This window comes from Streptomyces sp. NPDC003038 (assembly GCF_040611115.1).
Classification (GTDB): domain Bacteria; phylum Actinomycetota; class Actinomycetes; order Streptomycetales; family Streptomycetaceae; genus Streptomyces.
Window position 1 is genome coordinate 135651 of sequence record NZ_JBEXNN010000001.1, and the last position, 17812, is coordinate 153462.

Here is a 17812-nt window from a genome sequence, read left to right on the forward strand (position 1 = left end):
ATGAACGTCCGCCGCAGCGCCGCCGCGCTCGCCGCCTCCGCCGTGCTCTGCGTGGCCGCCGCCCCCGCAGCCCTCGCCGACACCGTGCCGCCCTCCCCGGCCCCGGTCATCCCGTCCGGTCTGTACGGCAAGAACGACCCGACGTACGACGGTGTGTGGCGCCAGTCCTTCGCGCTGCTCGCCCAGCACACGGTCGGCGTCAAGCCCGCCCCGCAGGCCGTCGACTGGCTCGTCGGCCAGCAGTGCGCGAACGGCGCCTTCGCCTCCTTCCGCGCCGACACCGCGAAGGCGTGCGACGCCGCCACGATGCTCGACTCGAACGCCACCGCGGCGGCCGTGCAGGCGCTGAAGGCGCTGGGCGGCCAGGACGCGGCCGTGAAGAAGAGCGTGGACTGGCTGAAGTCCGTACAGAACGAGGACGGCGGCTGGAGCTACGTACCCGGCTCCCCGACCGAGTCGAGCTCCACCGCCCTGGTGATCAGCGCGCTGAGCGTGGCGGGCGAGAAGCCGGCCGAGGTGAAGTCGAAGGCCGACAAGTCGGGCTACGACGCGCTGCTCCCGTTCCAGCTGGGCTGCGACGCCGAGCCGGCCGCCGACCGGGGCGCCTTCGCGTACGAGATCAAGGACGGCAAGCGCGTCGCCAACCCGGACGCGACGGCCGCCGCGACGCTCGCCGCCCTCGGCCAGGGCGCCGTCGTCACCCCGGCCGCCGCGGACACCCCGGTCGCGGCGCTGGACTGCCCGGCCGGCGCGAAGGACCCGGCGGGCGCGGCGCGGGGCTCGGCCGGCTACCTGGCCGAGGCGCTGAAGAAGGACGGCCACTTCACCGTGGCGACCCCCGGCTCGGACCAGGTCACCCCGGACTACGGCAACACCGCCGACGCGGTGATCGCCCTGGCCGCGGGCGGCCACAAGCAGGCCGCGGCGGGCCCGCTGGAGTGGCTGAAGGCCAACACGGCGCAGTGGGCGAAGGGCAGCCCGGCGGCCCTGGGCACGCTGATCCTGACCGCGCACGCCACCGGCACCGACCCGAAGGCCTTCGGCTCCACCGACCTGGTGTCCGCGCTCAACGCGACGGGCCCGGCCCCGCAGGCCGCCGAGACCGGCGCAACCGAGGCCGAGAGCAAGGGCGACGACAGCTCCGGCAACCAGAACATCTGGTGGATCATCGGTGCGGGCGCCGCGGCCGGTGTGGGCATCGGCATCCTGCTGAGCGGCCGCCGGAAGAAGAACCAGCTCTGATGCGCCGCCGTCTGCCCGTACTGGCCCTCGCGGTCGGGATCACCCTCGCCCTGCTGGCCGCCGGTCCGGCGCTGGCGGCGGGCTACCGCTACTGGCTGTTCTGGGACGGTGCGGACGGCCGGTGGACGTACGCCACCCAGGGCCCTTCGCAGGCCCGTCCCGCGGACGGCACCGTCCAGGGCTTCCGCTTCGCGGTCAGCAAGGACGCCGCCGACGCGGCGGCGCAGGCGGCCCAGCCGCGCGCCGCCGCCGACTTCGAGGCCGTCTGCGGGGCCACCGCCCCGGCGGAAGGCAGGAAGCGGGTGGCGCTGGTCATCGACTTCGGCCTCCCCGCGGACGCCCCTGCGGGCGAGAGCCCGCCGCAGGAGGCCCCGCGCACGGCCTGCGCGCAGGTGGCTCCGGAGGCCACGACGGCGGAGGCCCTGGCGGCGGTCGCGAAGCCGTTGCGCTACAACAGCGCGGCGCTGCTGTGCGCGATCACCGGCTACCCGAAGCAGGGCTGCGGCGAGCAGGTCGCGGACGCCGACACCGAGCCCTCGGCCGCGCCGACGGCCCCGGTCCCGGCCCCGGCCCCAGCCCCCGGGGACGGCGGACCCTCGGCGGGCCTCCTCGCGGGCATCGCGGCGGTGCTGGCCCTGGCCGCGGCCGCCCTCTGGCAGTCCCGCCGCCGCGCGCGATGACCGACCACGCCGACACGACCGCCCCGCACCGATCTCCGGCATCCGCCGACGCCGCTCCGGCGCCCACCGGCGGCGGGCCGGTCCCGGCTCAGCACGCGGCCGCACCCGCCGACGGCTCTCCGGCGCCCACTGGTACCACCCGTACGGGCGGCCGTCCGACTCCGGCGGAGCACGGAGCCCCAACCGCCGACGGCGCCCAGCCACCCACCGGCGCCACCGGCACCGGTGTCGCGGGTGGCACGGGTGGGAACCCAGCCCGGCCGCAGGCCGGGCGCACCCCCGGCGGCGCCGCAGCCGGCACCGCACCTGCGCCCGGGCGCCGCCCCGCCGCGCAGGAGGGTCCCGCGCGCGGGACCCCGTATGCCCACTCCCGGGCGGCGGACGGCAGCCGCCCGCACGGGCCGACGTACACCCGCCCCCGCATGCTGCCCGCCCCGCCGGAGGCGACCCGCGGCAACGCCCTGCACGCGGGAGCGTGGTGGCTGTGGGCCCTCGGCCTCGCCACCGCCGCCTCCCGGACCACCAACCCGCTCCTCCTCGGCCTCGTCGTCGGCGTGGCCGGCTACGTCGTCGCGGCCCGCCGCACGAGCGCCCCCTGGGCCCGTTCCTACGGAGCCTTCGTCAAGCTCGGCCTCTTCGTCATCGGGCTGCGCCTGGTCTTCTCCATGCTGCTCGGCTCCCCCATCCCCGGCTCGCACGTCCTCTTCACCCTCCCCGAGGTCCCGCTGCCCGCCTGGGCGCAGGGCATCCGCTTCGGCGGCAAGGTCACCGCCGAGCAGCTGGTCTTCGCCTTCTACGACGGCGCCAAGCTGGCCGCCCTCCTCATCTGCGTCGGCGCCGCGAACGCCCTCGCCAACCCGGCCCGGCTCCTGAAGTCCCTCCCGGCCGCCCTCTACGAGGCGGGGGTCGCCGTCGTCGTCGCCATGACCTTCGCGCCGAACATGGTCGCGGACGTGGTGCGGCTGCGGACCGCCCGCCGCCTGCGCGGACGCCCCACCGGCGGGGTGAAGGCGATCCTCCAGATCGGCCTCCCGGTGCTCGAAGGCGCGCTGGAACGTTCCATCGCCGTGGCCGCCTCGATGGACGCGCGCGGCTACGGCCGTACGGCGCAGGTCCCGCCCGCCGTTCGGCACACCACCAACGTCCTCACCCTCGGCGGGCTGCTCGGCATGTGCGCGGGCACGTACGGACTGCTCGCCGCGCAAGGAGCGGCGTACGGGGTCCCCGTGCTGGTCATCGGGCTCGTCCTGGCCCTCGCCGGCCTACGGCTGGGCGGCCGCCGGTCGGTCCGGACGCGGTACCGGCCCGACCGCTGGGGTGCGCGCGCCTGGCTGGTGGCCGGGTCCGGCGCGGCCGTCGCCGCCCTGCTGATCCACGCCGGCGCCCTCGACCCCCACGGCCTGCGGCCGGGCGTGGTCCCGCTGGTCACCCCCACGCTCCCGCTCTGGCCGGCGGCGGCGATCCTCATCGGCCTGCTTCCGGCCTTCGTGGCATCCGTACCGCCCAAGGAGGCGTCGCAGTGATCCGCTTCGAGCAGGTGTCGGTCACCTACGAGGGCGCGGCCGGACCTTCGCTGCAAGGCGTCGACCTGGTGATCCCCGAGGGGGAGCTCACGCTCCTCGTCGGCCCGTCGGGGGTCGGCAAGTCCACCCTGCTGGGGGCCGTCTCGGGGCTGGTGCCGCATTTCACGGGCGGCACCCTGCGGGGGCGGGTGACGGTGGCGGGCCGGGACACGCGTACGCACAAGCCGCGCGAGCTCGCGGACGTGGTGGGCACGGTCGGCCAGGACCCGCCGGCGCACTTCGTGACGGACGTGGTCGAGGACGAACTCGCCTACGGCATGGAATCCCTCGGCCTGCCCCCGGCCGTGATGCGCCGCCGCGTGGAGGAGACGCTCGACCTCCTCGGCCTGAACGAGCTGCGCGACCGCCCCATCGCCACCCTCTCCGGCGGGCAGCAGCAGCGGGTCGCGATCGGCTCGGTCCTGACCCCGCACCCGAAGGTCCTGGTGCTGGACGAACCGACCTCGGCGCTCGACCCGGCGGCGGCCGAGGAGGTCCTGGCGGTCCTCCAGCGCCTCGTCCACGACCTCGGCACCACGGTCCTCATGGCGGAACACCGACTGGAACGGGTCGTGCAGTACGCCGACCAGGTACTGCTACTGCCGTCCCCGGGCGCGGCCCCCGTGCTCGGCACCCCGGCCGACATCATGGCCGTCTCCCCGGTCCACCCGCCGGTGGTCTCCCTGGGGCGCCTCGCGGGCTGGTCGCCGCTCCCGCTGTCGGTCCGCGACGCCCGCCGGCTGGCTGCGCCGCTCCGCTCCCGCCTGTCGGCCCTCTCCGCTCCGCTCGGGTCCCACCGGTCGGAGCCCGCCCGCACCGCCGCGCCCCAGGGCTCCGCCCCACACCACCCGTCCCAGCCCACCCCCGGCGCCGCGCCCCAGGGCTCCGCCCCGGACCCCGCGCCTCAAACGCCGGCGGGGCTGGAGTTGCCGCTCCGCGGCACCCCCCAGCCGGTGGCGACGGCTCCCGCAAACGCAGCCCGGCCGGCGCTTGAGGCGCAAACCCCAGCCCGGCCGGCGTTTGAGGCCCAAACCCCACCCCCGCCGGCGTTTGAGGCGCGGGGGTACGGGGGCGGAGCCCCCGGGTTGCTCGCCCGGCTGCTCCGCCGGAGCCGGCCGGCCACCCCCGCCGCCACCGCCCCCGCCCCCGCCAGGGAACCGGTCGAGGTCCGCGACCTCACCGTCCGCCACGGCCGCACCGAGGTCCTGCACGGGATCACCCTCACCGTCGCACCCGGCGAAACCGTCGCCCTCATGGGCCGCAACGGCGCCGGCAAGTCCACCCTCCTGTCCGCCCTCGTCGGTACGGTCCCGCCCGCCTCCGGCCGCGTCACCGTCGGGGGCCGGACCCCGCACCGGACTCCGCCGTCCGAGATGGTCCGCTGCGTCGGGCTCGTCCCCCAAGAGCCGCGCGACCTCCTCTACGCCGACACCGTCGCCGCGGAGTGCGCCGCCGCCGACTCCGACGCCGGCCAGGCGCCCGGCACCTGCCGGGATCTGGTCTCCGCCCTTCTCCCCGACGTCCCGGACGACACCCATCCCCGCGACCTGTCCGAGGGCCAGCGCCTGGCCCTCGCCCTGGCCCTGGTCCTCACCGGGCGTCCCGCCCTGCTCCTCCTCGACGAGCCCACCCGCGGCCTGGACTACGCCGCCAAGGCCCGCCTGGTCGGGATCCTGCGGGATCTCGCCGCGCAGGGCCACGCCATCGTCCTCGCCACGCACGACGTGGAACTCGCCGCCGAGCTGGCCCACCGCGTGGTGATCCTGGCGGGCGGCGAGATCGTGGCGGACGGGCCGACCGCCGAGGTCGTCGTCTCCTCCCCCGCCTTCGCGCCGCAGGTGGCGAAGATCCTGGCGCCGGGCCACTGGCTCACCGTGAGCGAGGTCGCCCGGGCGCTGAGGACGGCGGCCCCGTGAGCCGCGCGGCCAAGCACCCGGCGAACCGCCGAGCCCACCGCCCGGCCTACCGCCCGGCCAACCGCCCCGTCCGTATCGGCCCCCGGGCCGCCGCCGCCCTAGTACTGGTCACCCTCATCGGTATCGCGGCCTTCGGCTGGCCGCTGCTCGCCGACCGCCAGTCCGGCCTCGCCCACTCCCAGGACGCCCCCTGGCTCTTCGCCGCGCTGCTTCCGCTGCTGGTCGCCGTGGTCATCGCGACCATCGCCGACAACGGTATGGACGCCAAGGCGGTGGCGATGCTCGGTGTGCTCGCCGCCGTGGGGGCCGCACTGAGACCGCTGGGCGCGGGTACGGCCGGCCTGGAGCCCATGTTCTTCCTGATGGTGCTCAGCGGGCGGGTGCTCGGCCCGGGCTTCGGCTTCGTCCTCGGCTCGGTGACGATGTTCGCCTCCGCCCTGCTGACCGGCGCGGTCGGGCCGTGGATGCCGTTCCAGATGCTGGCCATGGGCTGGTTCTCACTCGGCGCCGGGCTGCTGCCCGGGCCGGAGCGCATCCGGGGCCGGGGGGAGCTGCTGATGCTGGCGGCGTACGGCTTCGTGGGCTCGTTCGCGTACGGCACGATCATGAATCTGCAGGGCTGGGTGATCCTGCAGGGCATGGGGCAGGGCGTCTCCTTCCACCCCGGGGAGCCGGTGTCCGCGAATCTGGCCCGGTTCGTCGCGTACTGCCTGGCGACTTCGGTGGGCTGGGACCTGGGCCGGGCGACGCTGACCGTGGTCACCACGCTCGCGCTCGGCACCACGCTGCTGAAAGCCCTGCGGCGGGCGACTCGCAAAGCTGCCTTCGACGCGCCTGTTTCCTTCGATTCGGGGGCCCCAAACGGCGGCGACCCGACCCTCGAAAGGGGTACGAACCGCGACGGAGGGTGATATTCAGCCCCTTCCCCGGTGACCCGCCCCACAGGACCCACGTCACATACGAAGCGCGATCGTAGGCCCTAAACGTCCCATATACGACCATTTACCCCGGGTCTCACCTGCACAGATGCCGATCGCGACCGAGGGGGCCGTTGCGCCCCCGCTCCGAAGACCCCTAGTAAGTCGGGTCGTTGCCAGGACCTGCGGGCGTCTGTAGAACTGGATGAGTCGCAAGGCGGCAGGGGTGCTTCACCCCCCGCCGACGAACCCCTCTCCCTCGCGTGAGTGGCTCACGCATGTCTTCGGCATGCCTGCGACCGCCCTTGTCCCCTTCGAAAGGTTCTCCGTGTCCAACGCCGTCATCCGCCGCATCGCCGCTTCCAAGAAGACCCTCATGGGCTCCGTCCTCGCCGTGGGCGTCGCCGGTTCCATGCTCGCCGCGGTCCCCGCCCAGGCGGCCCCGACCAGCGCCAAGGCGATCGCGCAGCAGATGATCAAGGACCCGGCCCAGTTCGCCGCGTTCAACAAGATCATTTCCCGTGAGAGTGGCTGGGACCACACCGCCACGAACCCCTCCTCCGGCGCGTACGGCCTGGTCCAGGCCCTGCCGGCCTCGAAGATGGCCTCGGCGGGCTCGGACTGGAAGACCAACCCGGCCACCCAGATCAAGTGGGGCCTGGACTACATGAACGACCGCTACGGCAGCCCCGTGGGCGCCTGGAACTTCTGGCAGTCTCACCACTGGTACTAAGCCACCAGCGGCAGCAGACGCCCGGCGCGCCGAGCGGCGCGCACGCGAAGGCCCCGGTGGCCGACCTCCCCAGGTCGGCCACCGGGGCCTTCGGCTTCCCATCGCGCTGTCACTCCCTCTGGTGCTGGTGGTCGACGCGGGGGTGAGCTCGCCAGCGCATCAGGTTCTGGAACAGTTCGGCCTGCTCGACCGCGTCGTCCAGGGCGTTGTGCGTGTGGGGGCGCGAGGACAGCAGATGGCCAGGCATCGACCGCTTCGTCGCCTCGCCGATCGGCACGGCGGCCTTGGCGGCGTACAGCGTCTTCAGGTCCATGCAACGCGAATGCCCGAACGGCGAGCCGGCGTCGGCGAATTGCACGAAGTACCAGTACATCCACATCCAGTCGTAACCCAGCGGGTACGCAACGAATACCGGAGTGGCGGCCAGCTCCTCGGACACGGCGGCGAGCCAGGCGGCCGCGGCGTTCATGGCCTGGGCGGGATCCTGGCCTTCACGTGCCAGCCGGCCGCGATCCAGGCCGCTGACCGCGAGCGCCTCCGCGTCGTAGGCGTCGCTGATCGGCCTGAGTTCGGCGTAGAACGTGCGCACGGCGGGGTCACACGCCTGGAACACGACCCCGTCGTGGATCCCCGCGACCGCCAGGCCGAAGCTCGACATCGAGAACGGCCCGGGCACCGGGCCGTCAGCCTCCACGTCAGCCGAAACATAGAATTCGGATTTCGCCATTGTTCTTTACCCGTCCCGAGCTTTAGGAGAGGACCTGGGCGGTGACGGTCAGCCCCGCATGAGCTACGGCGTCCAGAATCGTTCGCCGCAAGTCTTCTGTTTCCTCGGCAGGTAGCGGATCACGCTCGTAACTGAGCGAGATCATCCAGTCGTCATCCGCGTAGCGCCACAGGGTCAAGTCCACCCGCCCCAGCTCCTTAGGGCGCAGCTCCCGCCTGCCGAATTCCTCGTCCCAGTCGTCGTCGAGGCGACCGCGCGGTGTCAGCCCCACCTGATCCCGGAATACGGAAAGCCCACCTTTGGGGAACTCGCCCTTCATTCGGATCTTCAGTTGGCTATTCATCTCTATCGCCTCCCGGGCGGTTGATGATCCAATCAGTTTCACGGAAATGTGTGGATATTCCCTTACCCACGTCAGTCCGATCCGGAGGGCCTTCGGAGGTAAACAGAGCCGGGGCCACTTCGCGACCCGTCTCCTCTTCCCAGTGCTCTTTCCAGGCGTGCAGCGCAGGAAATGTTTCCTGCACCGTTTCCTTGTCCACGAAATCATATTTCGGGTGGATGACGTCTGGCCTCCGGGCTTCAGGGTCAGCGGCCTCCCACGTCTCCTTGGCCTTAGCGACCATACTGTCGGAAGAAAGCTGGACATCATAGTCGCTGGGCGGCTCCGGCGTACCATCGGCATCCTCCACGCCCAGCAGATGCTTAGCGTCGAAGGGGATCCGGGCGGGTCGTTCGGATTCCGTCCTGTCACCCATCCATTCCGTCAGCCTGCTCAACGCCTCAGGCTGGTCAGCCAGATCCTGCTCCGTCGGGAAGTCTTTGTGGGAACCGGAGAAGAATTGTGCCGACGAGCCCTGCAGCCGGATATCCACCTGCTCCGGATCGATCCCGTCCGCCGCGAGGGCTTCGTTCAGGCTCTCTCTAAATTCCGTGAACTGTTCCGGGTTCATTCCCAGTGGCGCCTCGAACCGCTGCCAGGCCTCTACCTGCTCCTCGTCCAGGCCAAGGTATTCCAGGTCCTCGGCCCGTATCTCGTAACCAGTGTCATCGCACGGCCGACCCCGCACCCGGTCACCCGAGTCGAGTTCTTCGACCGGGACGCGCCCGGCGTCGTCTATCAGCCCGTCGGCCTGCGCCGCCTGCTTCCTGGCATCCACGGTGTCGACCGTGTCGGCGGCATCGGTGGTGTCGCCGTCGGCGGCATCGTCATCCGCAACATCAGCAGTCGACAGCTCCACCTCCGCCGGATCAACAGGCGCCTCAGGCTCCGGGTCCTCATCGGGGGCTTCGGGCTCCTCCGGCTCGACGGCATCCTCAGCATCCGTAACATCGCCGTCTCCATCAGCCGCATCGCCATCCGCAGCATCAGCAGTCGACAGCTCCACCTCCGCCGCATCATCAGGCGCCTCAGGCTCCGTGTCGTCGTCGGGGGCCTCGGGCTCCTCCGGCTCGGCGTAGTCCGCCATCACCGAGTCGTCGGCAGCCTCGCCGTGGCCGGATTCCTCCGACTCCTGCGGTCCCTCCGGTTCCCCGACGGGCTCTGCAGTGTCCGGCAGCGGGGAAGGCGGAGGGGTGTCCGCCGCGGTGGTCTTGTCGGTGACGTCGAGCTCGCTCATCGCGTGTCCCCCGTGGACGGTTCGGGCACCACCGGCTTGCGCGGCCTGCGCTCGAAGCACTTGAGCGCATGGGCGAACCGCTTGGACCAGTCCTCCGACGGGTCCCCGCAGCCGACGGTCTTCTCCAGCACGGACGGCGTGTGGCGCCCGTGGTAGTACTGCCGCGTCTTCGTCCCCTTCCGGGCCTTCCACCGCGGCTCGGCGACCGGGCAGGGGTCGGAGCCGTCGAGTTGGGCCCGCATCATCGAGGCGACATGCCCGGCCAGGGCGGCGGGTGAGCCCGGGGCGCCCACGCGGCTGTGCACCGCGCGGTCGACGGCCTGGCCGATGGCGCACTCCACCAGGCGCCGGTCCGAGGTCCAGTACGGAGCGAGGTCGCGGCGCATTGCCTCGCCCGGCAGGGGAGTGATCCAGCCCAGCAGGTGTGCGGCCACCGCCATTTCGGCCCAGAGGGTGATGCGGAGCTCGTCCTGTTCGGTCAGGCGTTGCGCGGTGCGCAGTTGCCGGAGGGTGCAGGGAGCCGCCGAGCAGTCCTCGCCGCAGGCCCTGCTGCGCGGCGCGACCATCGGGGCCGGGGACGCCGGGCGGATGGCGGCCGCGTCCTCGCGCGACGTGCCGTCCTCCATGCGGACCAGCAGGGGGTAGTCCATGCCGTCGGTGAAGACCGCGGCCTCACCGGGCTTGAGGGTGACCAGGTACTCCGACTGCGCCTCGGTGATGTTCATCGTGGCACCGACGGCCTCGCGGTCGTCCTGTGCCGGGAGGCGGTGGACGATCTTGGCCGCGGTGTTCTTGATGACGTCGGGGACCAGTTTGGCGGGGATCTGGTCGGCGATCACCAAGCCCTCGCCGTACGCGCGGATTTCGGCGAGCAGGCCCGCGAACATCTCCACCGCGTGGGCGCTCGCCCCGCCGTCCTCCGAACGCCGCAGCAGCCGGTGGGCCTCCTCGAAGACGGTCAGGTGGCGCAGGGGGAAGGAGAGCCGGCGGGTCGTCCGCTGCTCCATGCGCAGGTACTCGACGAGCCGGATCAGGATGGTCCCCATCAGGAACGCCTTGTCCTTGTCGTCTCCGACGTCCTCGATCTCGAAGACGACGTTGCGCTTGAGCAGTTCACCGAAGTCGACGGGGTGGCCGCCCTCCAGGAACCGGCCGGTGGTGCCGAGTCGGAGGCTGGCGAGCCTGATCTTGATGAAGCCCTGGACGTTGTCGGTGATCTCCTTCCCGTAACCGATCTCCGCGACGATCCGCAGCGCCGTGTGCTCCAGGTCCTCAAGCGTCGGGTAGCGCGGCTCGGTCTCGGCGAACCGTGGTTCGCCGAGGGTGAGATCCCAGCCCAGGTCCTCGTAGCAGCGTGTCAGTGCGGCGCTCAGCACCTGCGGGAACGGCTCCTGCGGGTCGAAGGAGGCGAGGAAGAGGGCGCGGACCATGTCGAGATGGGTCTGCAGGGGGAAGCGTTCACCGTCCGCGAAGACGGACGGTTCCAGCGGGTTGAGGCCCGCGGGGAGGGCGTCGCGGTCGCCGGGCTTGATGACGATGACCTCGTGCTCGTCGCCCAGGCGCGCGGACATGAACCGGTACTCCGCCTTGGCCGGCTCGACGACCAGCCACGGCAGCCGCTCCCGCGTGGCCGCTTCGAGCAGGCCGCGTACGGTCTGGGACTTGCCGCCGCCCGTGGCCCCGCAAACGAAGGTGTGCCGGTTGAGCGTGGAGCGCGACAGGTCCAGGGCGCCCACCGGGCTGCGGTTGCGGTCCAGGATCATGCCGAGCCGGATCGGGGCGGCACCCGGCTGGGTGGGCCGGGGCCCGTTCTCCGGGGTCACGTCGAACTCGGGGCGCAGTGCGAACCGTACGCCGGGTACCTCCTGGGCCGGGGGCCGGGCCAGCGCCGCCAGCAGCTCCGAGCTCCCGTGGAAAGGGAAGCCGGCGGGCTCCGGCGGGTTGGCCCCGTGCGCGGTCGTGAGCGCGGGAGTGAGCACGGTCGGGAGGTCGCCCACTTGCCCGGTCGGCCTGAGCGCATAGGGGAGCCCTTCGAGATCCGCCGACGCGCAGACCAGGGCAGCCACCCGCTGTGCGTCTTGGGGTGTACGACCACCGGCCAGTAGACGTATGCGCCACAGCCCGGTGGCCGACGCCTTCGCCAGTTCCTTGTGTCTGCGCTCCAACCGGGCGGCTTCCAGGGAGTATTCGGGCGAGCCCGCCGCCTTGGACTGTGCTCTTCGCTGCCGGTCCGCGGTCTCACCGGTCAGCTCGTCGAGCTCGTCCGGCAGCACCGGGTCGGCCAGCACCAGCCAGGCGAAGGCGTCCTGCCATACGCCGAGCAGACAGTCCTCGAGGGTGGGACGCAGCCGGGGCGTCCCCTGCTCCCGGGCCTCGTCGTCGACCAGCAGTCCGTCCGCGACTCCGGCGACGGCGGTCCATGGGAGAAACGTGCCAGGGCTCCTGCGACGGCGCCCGGGGCCTGCCGCCGCGCTCGCGCCCCGGCGGGGAGGCGGAGCAGGGCCGTGCCCGGGTCGGCGGCGTCATCGCCACCGGCCAGCGAGGAGCCGCCGAGGAAGATGTCGAGGGGGTGGGCCGCCGAAGGGCGCGACCAGCCGAGGAGGACGCTGCCCTGGCCCGGGTCGTACGGATCTCGGGTGTGGAATGCGGAGACGAGGGCGGCGAACCGGTGCCCGCGCAGTTCGTCGTCGGGGCCGGACGGCCGCGAGGCGTCGGGCCGCCGGCGCGGCACCTCTGTCAGCGCGAAGGTGGGCATGGCGAGGAGGCGGTGCCATGCCTCGCCGGTGGCCGCCGTGGGGGTCATGTCCGACGTCCCGTCGACGTCATGTCCGGTGTCATGTCCGTATCCATCGCCGTCGCCGCGCGGGAGGGTCCCTTTCCGTACGGCTCGAACGCGTCGAATGCGTCGCCGGAGCCCGCCACACCGAGCTCGCTTTCGGGGAGGGACGGGTCCGCCCACAGTCCGGGCATGCCGGGCGGTGTCGCGATCGGAGCGGCATCCCCGGCCTCACCCGTGTCGTCTTCGCGCAGCACGGTCGGCACGGTCCGGCCCCCCTCGTAGATCGCTCTCGTCGGCAGCATCCTAGAGTCGATCAAGATCGGGTCCAACCTCGCGCGGGACGACGGGCGTTGCCCGGAAGTGAACAGGACGCCGAGCCGCGCGTGATGCAGCATGACTCGACTACAGGTCGATCAACGGCTCTCCGCTTCGGCGGATTCGGGGGCGAGTCGAATCACTGGGATGTCCCATAGACCGTCTGCCGGGTCGACAGTTGACCAACTGTCTTGATCTCAGCGCCTTTTGTAGCGCCAGGCACCCATAGGGCGGACCCTCCGTGAACCAACCCGTCGATCCTCGGCAGCCGCACTACCCGCCGGGTAGCGGCGAATCCGCCGAGCCCAACTCTCCTCAGGCTTCGCCGCCTTACCCGTACGGGCAGCATCCCGGATTCCAGGGGCAGGCGGCGCCGCAGGGCGTACCCCCCTATCCGCAGCAGGGCCACCCCTACCCGCCGGCTCCGCCGACGCAGGCACCGGGCTACCCGGCCACTCCCCCCGCGCAGGCACCGGGCTACCCGGCCGCCCCGCCTCCGCAGCCCTACCCGCCCACTCCGTCGGCGCCACCGCAGCACGCACCCGGCTCCTTCGCGCCGCCACCGCCCTCCGCGGGCTTCCAGGCCACCGGCCGCCCCCCGGCTCCTCCGCAGGGGCAGGCGCCGGGCCACCACCCCGGCACGCCTCCCCCGTCCGTGCCGCCCACGCTCGCGAAGCCGCAGCCCGGGTACCCGCAGATACCCGGCGGAGCTCCTGCGCCCGGGTACCAGCCCGCCGCGTACGACCCGACCGCGCCGCCGCCCACCCGTCGCGGCGCGGACTCGTCGTCCATCACCACGCTCCTCCTCAACCTGCCCCTGTTCCTCGGCAGTTTCCTCGTCATCTGGCTGATCTCCCAGATGTTCCCCACCGGCCTGGACGTCGTCTTCGTCCTCGCCTGGCTCGCGTCCGGTGCGCTGATGTTCCACCGCCCGACCGAGCGCGCCCTGGCCCGACTCCTCTACAAGGTCCGCGAACCCACCGCCGCCGAGCTGGCCAGGCTCCAGCCGCTGTGGGACGACGTCACCCGGCGGGCCGGTCTCGACGGCTCCGGCTATGACCTGTGGGTCGAGGACAGCGACCAGGTCAATGCCTTCGCCGCCGCGGGCCACATCGTCAGTGTGACGCGCAAGTCGCTGGGCAACCTTCCCCCGGAGCAGCTCGCCGCCGTCCTCGCCCACGAGCTGGGGCACCACGTGGGCGGTCACGCCTGGTCTGGGCTACTCGGTGTCTGGTACGCGTTCCCGGCCCGGTTCGTGATGGCCGTCGTGAAGTTCGTCGTGAAGTTCGTCTTCCTGGTGGCCGCGCAGATCGCATGCGTCGGCACACTTCTCTTCGCCCTGATCATCGGCGCGGTCGCCGTCTCCCTGGCTGTCACCTTCCCGCCCGCACTGGCCCTGTTCGCGGTCCCGTTCCTGCTCGCCTGGGCGGGGCGGCTCGGTGAGCTGCGGGCCGACCGGTTCGCTGCGGAGATCGGCTACGGGCCCTTGCTGCTGGCCACGTTCACCGGCTGGCTCGACCAGGGCTCCGACGACGACCGCGGTCAGCAGGGCGTGGTGGCCCGGCTGATGGCCACGCACCCTGCGCTCCACCAGCGCATCCGCGCGCTGGAGCCGTTCGTGGCCGGACCCACCGGGCTCACCGGACCGACGGGACCGACGGGACCGACGGGACCGACCGGGCTTACCGGACCGACCGGACCGACCGCACCCGCCGGACCCGCCGGACCCGCCGGACCCGCCGGACCCGCCGAACCCGCCGAACCCGCCGAACCCGCCGGGAGCCTGCCCTCATGACGATCCAGGACTCCAAGGCCGCACCGCCCGACCGGCACCTGCGCCTCTTCGCCCCCGGGCAGCGGCTCGGCTGGACTTACCGCGACCCCGAATCGCTGCGCCGGCCCTTCCCCGAGCCCGAACCGCAGCGGCAGCCCGTACCCGTGGCGTACGAGAACCGGGCGCACGCCGCCCGGCTGGCCCATGAGGGACGCAAGGGATCCGTCACCAAGGCCGGTGGCGCGATCGTGCTGGTGTGCCTGCTGCTGGCCACCGTGGGCGGCGCCACCATGGCCGTACTCGCCGTGGTCGCCGCGGTGGTGAGCCTGGCACTGGTCGCCCACGCCGGACAGTCGGCCACGACGGCCGGCGCACACCTGGAAGCCAAGCGCGCGGAACTGGAGCATCACTTCCAGTACGCATGGCAGGACTGGCACCAGCGCGGCCTCCAGCACGCGGCGGCGCAGGACCAGTGGGTGCGGAGCCTCGACGCGTGGGGCGCGCTCCCGGCGGGTCCCGGCATGCGACGCCTGGACATCTTCGGCGGCAGCCAGCGCAGTCGGGAGGGCTTCCTCACGGTCTTCGGTACGTCGACCCTCCAGCAGCAGCCGCTGATCGTGGTCGACCTGACCCAGGCTCTGGTCTGCCAGGAGCTGTCCGAGGTGGCCGAGCTGGCCGGTGTCCCCGTCGACGTACAGCTGCTGCCGAGCCGCATGGCCGAGAGCGGCATCGTGAGCGGTCTCACGCCGCAGGAGCTGGTGGACAGCCTCGTGGAGGCGGTGTACGCCGACGACTCCGAGGCCAACAGAGCCGCGCGGGCCCTGGACACCAGGATCCTCCAGCAGCTGTGCGGAGCCCTCGGCGGCGATGTCACTCCGGCCCGCCTCGGAGCGGGCCTGCGGGCCCTGATGGGCGAGACCGACGACACCGAAGCCCTCACCCGGGCGGAGCGAAACCGTATCGCGGACGACCTGCTGGGCGACAAGAACAAGGACCAGATGCGGGACAGCCTGCTGCGGCTCGCGTCCTTCATACATCCGCTGGAGCGCCTGGGCGCGGAGCGGGGCGGGCGCGGCCCGGGCTATCTCACCTGCATCGCGCTGGACTTCGCCGCCGGATCGGTCGGCACCGCCCTGCTGGCGGACCTGGCGGTTCAGAGCGTGACCCGGCGTCTGGCCTCCTTCCAGGAGGCGGCGCCGTCGGTGGTCGTCGCGCTCGGCGAGCAGGGTCTTCAGCGGCGGTGCCTGGAGCAGCTGGCCAGCGTCTGCGAGCGTCGCGGCGCGCAGCTCACCGTCCTGCACCCGCACTTGCGCGAGGGGTCACAGGAGGTGATCGGTGGTGGCACGGTCGGCTTCATGAAGCTGGGGAACCACCAGGAGGCCGGGATCGCGGCGGACTTCCTGGGCCGCCACCACTCCTTCGTCCTGCACTCGCTGACGGACACCGACGGTACGACGTTCAGCACCTCCGTGGCCAAGACCATCGGGTCCTCGGTGAGCACGGGCACCACGTACAGCGAGTCGGTGACCACAGGCTCGAACTGGGGGAGCAGCAGCTCCAGCAGCTACCAGGGCACGCCCAATCCGCTCTCGTCGAGCAGCTCCAGCAGTTCCGGCGGCAGCTACAGCGAGACCTCCGGCACGTCGACCAGTACGACCCGCACGACCAACGAGTCCACCTCGTACACGACCAGTGACGGTCAGAGCACGAGTTTCGCCCGCGGTCAGCAGCGCGTCTACGAGTACGCGGTCGAGCCGACCCAGCTCCAGGCGCTCGCCGACTTCAGCCTGCTGCTGGTGGAGCGCGGGCCGGACGGTTCCGTGGCGGTCCACCCGGCGGACTGCAACCCGAACATCGTCCTGCTGGACCGGGTGAGCACCCAGCCGCTCCCGTACGCCGCGCCCCTCGCGCCATCCGGCGGGGCGGGGGCGTGGTGAGCTCGTCGGCGGCTCCGTCCCGTAGCCGGTCAGCGGTGTAGGGGCGCTCGCCCTGGCTCAGACACCGGCCTGCCGTGGCGGGGTCGCGCCGTCCGCCCTGGCGACCGGGCGGACGGCCCGGCCCGGCCCGTCAGGGGCGTCCCGGCCGTTGCACCACGCACGGCACCTCCCGGGTCCGGCCGCCGGGGCCTTGCGCATCCGTCCCGCGGGGTTCGCGTACGCCTCGACACCGGTCTCACAGGCGCTGGATGATCGTCCCGGTCGCCAGCGCGCCGCCCGCGCACATGGTGATCAGCGCGAATTCCTTGTCTCGGCGTTCCAGCTCGTGCAGCGCGGTGGTGATCAGCCGGGCGCCGGTGGCGCCGACGGGGTGGCCGAGCGCGATGCCCCCGCCGTTGACGTTGACCTTCTCCAGATCCTGGTCGAAGACCCGGGCCCAGCTGAGGACGACGGAGGCGAAGGCCTCGTTGATCTCGACCAGGTCGATGTCCTTGAGGGACATGCCGGCCTTGCCGAGCACGGCCCGCGTCGCGTCGATCGGCCCGTCCAGGTGGTAGTGCGGGTCGGCGCCGACCAGGGCCTGCGCGACGATGCGGGCGCGCGGCTTGAGCTTGAGGGCGCGGGCCATCTTGCGGGAGGCCCACATCACGGCGGCGGCCCCGTCGGAGATCTGCGAGGAGTTCCCCGCGGTGTGCACGGCGGTCGGCATGACCGGCTTGAGCCGGGCCAGCGCCTCCATGCTGGTGTCGCGCAGTCCCTCGTCCCGGTCGACGAGCCTCCACATGCCCTGCCCGGCGGCCTGCTCCTCCTCCGTCGTCGGCACCTGGACGGCGAAGGTCTCGCGCTTGAACCGCTCCTCCGCCCAGGCGGCCGCGGCCCGCTCCTGGGACAGCAGGCCGAGCCGGTCGACGTCTTCGCGGCTCAGGCCCCGGTGGCGGGCTATCCGCTCGGCGGCCTCGAACTGGTTCGGGAGGTCGACGTTCCACTCGTCCGGGAAGGGCTTTCCGGGACCGTGTTTGGAGCCGGAGCCGAGCGGCACGCGGCTCATGGCCTCGACTCCGCAGGCGATGCCGATGTCCATGACGCCGCCGGAGATCATGTTGGCGACCATGTGGTTGGCCTGCTGGGAGCTGCCGCACTGGCAGTCCACGGTCGTCGCGGCCGTCTCGTACGGGAGTCCCATGGCGAGCCAGGCGTTGCGGGCGGGGTTCATCGACTGCTCGCCGGCGTGGGTGACGGTACCGCCGACGATCTGCTCGACGCAGTCGGGCTGGATTCCGGTACGGGCGAGGAGCTCGCGGTAGGTCTCGCCGAGCAGGTAGGCGGGATGGAGGTTGGCGAGCGCGCCCCCGCGCTTGCCGATGGGGGTGCGTACGGCTTCGACGATGACGGGTTCCGCGGCCATGAGCTCGTCCTCTCCTGCACTGTGCCGGCGCGGCGGGCCGTCCCGGCGCCCCGCCCGAACTAGTACGCGTTCTAGTTCCCCCCGCAGTCTTATGACCTCAGCCCCTGCCACGCAAGGGTCTTGCACGCGGCCTGCACGGATTCCACACGCAACAGTTGACGCGCCGACCCTTGTCACTTCTAGAACTCGTTACTACCTTCAAGCCA

At 72.3% G+C, this 17812-nt stretch carries 15 protein-coding genes; 8 read left to right on the top strand and 7 right to left on the bottom strand.

Features of this window, described 5'->3' with window-relative positions:
* From ABZX75_RS00590 to ABZX75_RS00615, 6 genes are all read left to right on the top strand, one after another.
* Window positions 1–1242, top strand: a complete 1242-nt coding sequence (locus ABZX75_RS00590; RefSeq protein ID WP_355406284.1) for a prenyltransferase/squalene oxidase repeat-containing protein — start codon at window positions 1–3, stop codon at window positions 1240–1242.
* Window positions 1242–1922, top strand: coding sequence for an SCO2322 family protein (locus ABZX75_RS00595; protein ID WP_355406286.1), 681 nt, complete (start codon window positions 1242–1244; stop codon window positions 1920–1922). Before ABZX75_RS00590 ends, ABZX75_RS00595 begins: the two co-directional genes overlap by 1 nt.
* A 422-nt stretch (window positions 1923–2344) precedes the next feature.
* A complete protein-coding gene (locus ABZX75_RS00600; protein WP_355406996.1) occupies window positions 2345–3445 on the top strand; it encodes an energy-coupling factor transporter transmembrane component T in 1101 nt (366 codons plus the stop codon).
* The gene (locus ABZX75_RS00605; RefSeq protein ID WP_355406288.1) at window positions 3442–5400 is read left to right on the top strand and encodes an ATP-binding cassette domain-containing protein; all 1959 of its coding nucleotides are present in this window, start codon (window positions 3442–3444) and stop codon (window positions 5398–5400) included. The genes ABZX75_RS00600 and ABZX75_RS00605 overlap by 4 nt, the downstream gene beginning before the upstream one ends.
* A gap of 74 nt (window positions 5401–5474) precedes the next feature.
* A complete protein-coding gene (locus tag ABZX75_RS00610; RefSeq protein ID WP_355406998.1) occupies window positions 5475–6311 on the top strand; it encodes an ECF transporter S component in 837 nt (278 codons plus the stop codon).
* Window positions 6312–6606: 295 nt separating this feature from the next.
* Entirely contained in the window at window positions 6607–7050 is a 444-nt protein-coding gene (locus ABZX75_RS00615; protein WP_355406290.1) for a transglycosylase SLT domain-containing protein, read from the top strand.
* Between the two features lie 109 nt (window positions 7051–7159).
* Here ABZX75_RS00615 and ABZX75_RS00620 read toward each other — a convergent pair whose 3' ends face one another.
* The 6 genes from ABZX75_RS00620 to ABZX75_RS00645 are packed head-to-tail and all read right to left on the bottom strand — an operon-like array spanning window position 7160 to window position 12570.
* Window positions 7160–7777, bottom strand: coding sequence for an exonuclease (locus ABZX75_RS00620; RefSeq protein ID WP_355406292.1), 618 nt, complete (start codon window positions 7775–7777; stop codon window positions 7160–7162).
* 22 nt (window positions 7778–7799) lie between these two features.
* On the bottom strand, window positions 7800–8120 hold the full coding sequence (locus tag ABZX75_RS00625; RefSeq protein ID WP_355406294.1) for a hypothetical protein: 321 nt from the start codon (window positions 8118–8120) through the stop codon (window positions 7800–7802).
* Complete coding sequence (locus ABZX75_RS00630; protein ID WP_355406296.1) at window positions 8113–9396, bottom strand: hypothetical protein; 1284 nt, start codon at window positions 9394–9396, stop codon at window positions 8113–8115. Before ABZX75_RS00630 ends, ABZX75_RS00625 begins: the two co-directional genes overlap by 8 nt.
* On the bottom strand, window positions 9393–11684 hold the full coding sequence (locus tag ABZX75_RS00635; protein WP_355406298.1) for an ATP-binding protein: 2292 nt from the start codon (window positions 11682–11684) through the stop codon (window positions 9393–9395). The genes ABZX75_RS00630 and ABZX75_RS00635 overlap by 4 nt, the downstream gene beginning before the upstream one ends.
* Window positions 11642–12199, bottom strand: a complete 558-nt coding sequence (locus ABZX75_RS00640; RefSeq protein ID WP_355406300.1) for a hypothetical protein — start codon at window positions 12197–12199, stop codon at window positions 11642–11644. Before ABZX75_RS00640 ends, ABZX75_RS00635 begins: the two co-directional genes overlap by 43 nt.
* The gene (locus tag ABZX75_RS00645) at window positions 12196–12570 is read right to left on the bottom strand and encodes a hypothetical protein (protein ID WP_355406302.1); all 375 of its coding nucleotides are present in this window, start codon (window positions 12568–12570) and stop codon (window positions 12196–12198) included. Before ABZX75_RS00645 ends, ABZX75_RS00640 begins: the two co-directional genes overlap by 4 nt.
* Window positions 12571–12731: 161 nt before the next feature.
* Between ABZX75_RS00645 and ABZX75_RS00650 the strand changes: the two genes are divergently transcribed.
* Entirely contained in the window at window positions 12732–14285 is a 1554-nt protein-coding gene (locus ABZX75_RS00650) for a M48 family metalloprotease (RefSeq protein WP_355406304.1), read from the top strand.
* A complete protein-coding gene (locus ABZX75_RS00655) occupies window positions 14282–16201 on the top strand; it encodes a hypothetical protein (RefSeq protein WP_355406306.1) in 1920 nt (639 codons plus the stop codon). The genes ABZX75_RS00650 and ABZX75_RS00655 overlap by 4 nt, the downstream gene beginning before the upstream one ends.
* A gap of 235 nt (window positions 16202–16436) precedes the next feature.
* On the opposite strand, the gene ABZX75_RS00660 is transcribed toward ABZX75_RS00655, so the two are convergent.
* Window positions 16437–17606 carry a steroid 3-ketoacyl-CoA thiolase gene (locus ABZX75_RS00660; protein ID WP_355406308.1) on the bottom strand — a complete coding sequence of 390 codons (1170 nt, stop codon included), beginning with the start codon at window positions 17604–17606 and terminating at the stop codon, window positions 16437–16439.
* Between the last annotated feature and the right edge of the window lie 206 nt (window positions 17607–17812).